Raw genomic sequence first — 4,673 nt, forward strand, 5'->3', positions numbered from 1 at the left:
TACACAAGGATTCATAGTTTTATAATTATCACTGACTATGCAGGTTTTACCTTTTTGAAGTAAGGAAGTTTCATCTATTTCTTCAGTTTCTTCTTCTTCATCTAAAGCATTATCACCTATTAAATTAAGCGAAGCAGTTTGTTTGAAATCTAAATCTATCTCTGGTAAATCTGGCTTATCAGGTATTTCTATTTCACCACCATTATCATCTTTAATAGAAGCTAAAATAGGATAAGGTATTTTAATAGCTGATAATTCTCCTGTAACAACAAAATGTCCGTTAGAATTTTTACTTACTTGCGTTTTTAAATCTTCAAAGTCTTTAATCAAACGCTCTATAGCTTCAGTTTCATCTCCTACTCTAGCTATTAAAGCAAATAACCTACCGCTAATATCTTTAAAAGCTTGATCATCTTTACTTGCTAAGCCTTTATTAATTAATTCTACATATTTATTATAAGCTAAGGCTAAATCATTGAGTTGTTTGTAATAGTTTTTTTCTTTGAATTCATTGTTAGCTGAGTTGATTTTATTTACTTCATTGTTTAAGTATTGGATAAAGTTATTTACTTTATCTTTATTAGTATTAGCTTGATTGGAAGCTGTAAAAACTTCAGTTAAAATATCATTTTTAGCTTTTATAGCTTCTTTGCTTGCAAATTTATCATCACTAGCTTTGTCTAAGCCATTGTCTTGATAAGCTAGTAAAAAGTCTAAGCTTTGAATCATAGAATGAGCTATATCAAGTCTTTCTTTATCTGAGTATTTATCTTTACTTAAAAGATAATTAGCTAAAAACTCTGCTTTAGAGGCAGGATTATCCTTATCAATCTTACTATAAGCTTTTAACAAATCATTTAATGTATTTATATCTACTACATAGAATTTATCTTTTAAATCGGCTATGATTTGTTCTAAAAGTTTTAGATCTAAGATGTCGTCTGTGTCTAGAGTGGCTTGTTCGTTGATAATATCTTCTATGTTAGGAATTGAAGGTTCTGGTTGTTTGGCATTAAAATCTGGTATGTCAGGGGAAGTGATATTTGGATTATCAACTTTAAAATCACTTGTAAAAACTAAACATTTCCTACCAGTACCACAATCTATTTCCTTTAAGCCATTTAAAGCTACCAAAGCTGCTGTTTTAAAGTCTATATAACCTTGATTATTATCATCATAAGGATGGAGTTGGATTTCATTGCCCCAATATTTTTGATCAGCTGTTGCATTAGTTAAATCTTTTTTGTGATGATAAATGTGAATATTGGAAATATCTAGATTTCCATCACCACTCATAGTGGTTACACCTGCAAATTTACCAGCATAGCTTTCATTAAGCTTACTTTCTGATTTAATAATAGAGTTTGGAGTAAAATACATATAAATATTATTAAATTTACTAGTGGTATACATATCTCCAGCAAATCCACCTGCATAAGAACTGCTTTTGCCACCATTTTCAATATCACTTCCATGGTGTTGAGCGTTATTAATAGCATGAATATTTTTTATATCATATATAGATATATTTTCAAGAATTCCAGAATAAATTTGTCCAGCAAACCCTCCAGCATAAACTTTTTTAGCAAACCGCTTATTTTCATTTTCTGGAGTATATAAACTTTTAATATTTTGAATATGGTTTAAAGATATATTACTAAATTTACCACTATAAATTTGTCCAGCAAACCCTCCAGCATAAGAATCACCTCCATAACCAATAGGATTTACTGTAATATTATTTATATTATTTAATGCTATAAATGAAAATTCAGATGAAAAAGCGTTAGTTATATGACCAGCAAATCCACCAGCATAAGAATAACCTCCAGCAATACTCTCTATATTGCCTATATTATTTATAGATATATTTTTAAATTTTCCATTATGAGCATTTATATGTCCTGCAAATCCGCCAGTTGTATCTTTTGATGTAATATTTTTAATATCTTCTATTTTAATATTTTCATATATAGCCTTAGCTTTACCACTTGCATGTGATTGAGCAATCTTTCCTGCAAAACCTCCAGCAGTATCCTTGGCGCTAATATTTATTATGTCTTTTATAGAAATTTCATTAAATTCTCCACTACCTACTGTACCAGCAAAACCTCCAGCATATGATAAGTATGGAGTACTCGCTGTAATATTATTTATATCTTCTATTGAAATGTTGTTAAATTTTCCACTACCTACTACACCAGCAAAACCTCCAGTATATGATGAGCGTGGAGTACTCGCTGTAATATTATTTATATCTTCTATTGAAATGTTGCTAAATTTTCCACTGTTAATATATCCAGCAAATCCACCAGTATAAGCTGCAGTAAATTCTTCTTTAGTTGTGTCTGCTTTTAATGCGCCTATATTGCTAATAACTATATCATTAAAAATAGGATCAACGATATTAGAGTTCCATGTTGATCCTATATACCCAATAAACCCTCCACTATAAGAATATTCTCCTTTGGCGTATATTTCTCCAATTTTACTTATTTTGATATTGTTAAATGAACCTATATTAATAACCCCAGCAAATCCTCCACTGTAAATAGTGTATGTACCTATGTCTTCTGAAATACTATTGATTTCTTCTATATCATTTATAGATATAACGCTATAATCACCCCCATCAATCCAACCCGCAAACCCGCCGGTACCATTAGTTCTATTAGATATATTTTCTATTTTTCCAATTTCATTTATACTGATATTTTTATAAGAACCATTGCTAGTTCTTCCAGCAAATCCACCTGCAAAGCTTTGAACCCTATATCCTATAGGTGTATTATTGTTAAGGTAATTTGTTTTTAGGGTTTTGATATTTTGCAATAATATACCATTATATATTCCACCTGTAGCATTTCCAGTAAATCCTCCCACTCCTATACCATAAGTTGGATATTTATTTCCAGGATTGGTTTTATAGTTTAATTCCAAATTTCCAGAATTTTTTATATGTATATTTTCGAATATACCAAAAGTCGTACCAGCAAATCCACCTACGCCATAATTAAGCATAATCCTAGGATCATACCACCAATCATCTTCTGGAATTTTAGAATTATCTGTTAAATTTGCCCTTACTGTAATGTTTTGTATATTATCTAAATATATATTTCTAAACATCCCATTAGCATCTCCAGCAAACCCACCTGTACCATAATAAGTCATGTATCCAGAATCTAAAGTTATATCTGCATTATTGTTTATATATTTGATGTTTTTAATAGAAATCCCATCTACAAATCCATCTATATATCCAGCAAAACCACCTACATATTCGTTACTTGCATTTATCCCACCATTTTTATAATCTACATTTATATTTGCAAAATTAGCACCATCTACTTTACCAAATAATCCCACATATCTTGGCTTATTATCTAATTTAGTCGTATCTATATTAATATTCTTAAGTGTAAAACCTTGCCCGTCAAATGTTTTAGTAAAAGCACTATCATCTTTATATCCTACTATCATATTAGTAAATTCATTAGCTTGTCTTTTACCATCACCATTTAAGTCTACCCAATAATTAGCATAGTTTTGTCCACTACTTGCTTTAAAATCTATATCATTAGTAAGTTTAAAAGTATCCCCTACTACATTATTTCTAAAATCATCTTTTTCATTCCATCCTTTAGCAAAGTGCCACCAGTCTAAGTCAGAACCTATACTAATATATTGATTATATGTTTTATCCATATTACCTTTAGTGGTAAATACAATATCATTGTATTTTCTTGTAGGATTATAATAATAACCCGTAGTGCTTAAATAAGCAATTCCTTTATTTTTTGCTTCAGTAGTTAGGTTTTTAGAATTTATAGTAGAAATATCCACATAAACTTCATTACCTTTTAAATCTATACTATCTGCTGTGATTTGATTGAATTTTATTTTATTATTTTTATCATCCCAACTAGTATCAGCACTTAACATTACTTTATTACCTTGCAAAGTAACGTTTTTAGCATTAATATTACCCATATTGACTACATTGCCACCATTTGGTTTAAACACTGGAGAGAAAGCTGCACCTTGTTCTTGTGTAGATTTAGCAAATTTCCACATATCCCCATCACTCATCGACGAAGTCGAAGCCACAAAGCGATTAGCATTGATAGTTCCTGTTTTAGTAATAATTACCCCATTAGGATTGATTAAAAATACATTATTGCTACCTGCATTTAATACACCTTCTATGGTAGATTTATCTGTTCCATGAGCAATGTTTAGGTAGTTTTTGTCTTTACCTCCAAAGTTTACACTTTCGCCTTTACCTATACTAAAACCACCACCCCATTGTATGACTGAGTTTTGTCCTTTACCCATAATATCCATGTTATTACCATTAGTATTTATAGTCCCACTAGTCCCATGAGTAAATTTACCTCCACTAGGTAAAGCCATTAGTGGAGAAAAGAGCATTGATACTGTTATGCCTGAGAGTATGATGTGATTTGCTAACTTTTTCATAATTAATCCTTTTTGGTATATTGCTTTAGTTTAAATTCACTACTATGCTTTTTGCATCTTTACTTACACTTAGAGTGTATTTAGCTTTTTGAACTTTTGCTTTGATGTTTTTATGTAAGCTTTGATTATTTTTAGTGATAGTTTCTAATAAGCTTTGTAAGTCTTTTTGATTTAGTTGTTTATTGTTTGCA

The 4,673-nt window shown here is 30.1% G+C and carries 1 protein-coding gene; it reads right to left on the reverse strand.

Annotated elements, in window-relative coordinates; all coding sequences use genetic code 11:
* Positions 1-4,482, reverse strand: a 4,482-nt coding sequence (locus L8X40_RS08150) for a filamentous hemagglutinin N-terminal domain-containing protein (protein ID WP_263667658.1), incomplete at its 3' end; no start/stop codon positions are given.
* Positions 4,483-4,673 lie beyond the last annotated feature (191 nt).

Source organism: Campylobacter sp. CNRCH_2013_0855, assembly GCF_025773025.1.
GTDB lineage: Bacteria > Campylobacterota > Campylobacteria > Campylobacterales > Campylobacteraceae > Campylobacter_D > Campylobacter_D jejuni_C.